The organism is Nocardia panacis, assembly GCF_003598715.1.
GTDB classification, from domain to species: Bacteria; Actinomycetota; Actinomycetes; order Mycobacteriales; family Mycobacteriaceae; genus Nocardia; species Nocardia panacis.
In genome coordinates this window covers 1-651 of sequence record NZ_QZFU01000003.1, presented here as the reverse complement: position 1 = coordinate 651, position 651 = coordinate 1, and the positions used below count along the sequence as shown (strand labels likewise).

Below are 651 nucleotides of genomic sequence, written 5' to 3'. Positions count from 1 at the left end.
CCCGATCGGTCGGGAACCCACCGATCACGTCACGCCCCTCGGCCAGCAACTGCCACAACTCCCCCGCAGAGGACACCCCACCCGGGAACCGACATCCGATCCCCACGATTGCCACCGGCTCCGACGCCGACGAAACCGGTACCGGTACTGATTCCTGTCCGCTGGCGCCGAACAGCTCTTCGAGGATATGGGTAGCTACCGCGTCCGGTGTCGGGTAATCGAATACTAGTGTGGCCGGTAGCCGTAGCCCGGTGACAGTGTTGAAACGATTGCGGGCCTCCACCGCGGTCAGCGAATCGAATCCCAGATCCCGGAAATTTCGGTCGGCACCGATTGTCTCGGCACCGGAATGGCCCAGCACCGCCGCGATCTGACTTACGACCACCTCAAGCACCGCCGCATACCGGTCCGATTCGGACGTCCTCGCCACCCGCTGCCGCAGCCCCGCCAGCATCGCCGCTTCGGCTTTTTCCTTTTCCGCATGAAGCGCTGTCTGCGCTTCGGACAGTTCTCGCTGCTGCTGTCGCCACGATGACAGCAGCGGTAGCGCCTCATCGACAGATCGATCCGGATCTATCCCCAACGCACCCAGATCTCCCTTTTCGACCGCACGCCAGAACTCGGCATCGATCGCGTTGGAGGAGGTCCGAT

Annotated in this window: 1 protein-coding gene; it reads right to left on the bottom strand. The window is 63.1% G+C overall.

Annotated elements, in window-relative coordinates; all coding sequences use genetic code 11:
- The coding region (locus D5S18_RS00215; RefSeq protein ID WP_147403776.1) for a phosphopantetheine-binding protein at positions 1-651 on the bottom strand (651 nt) is incomplete at both ends.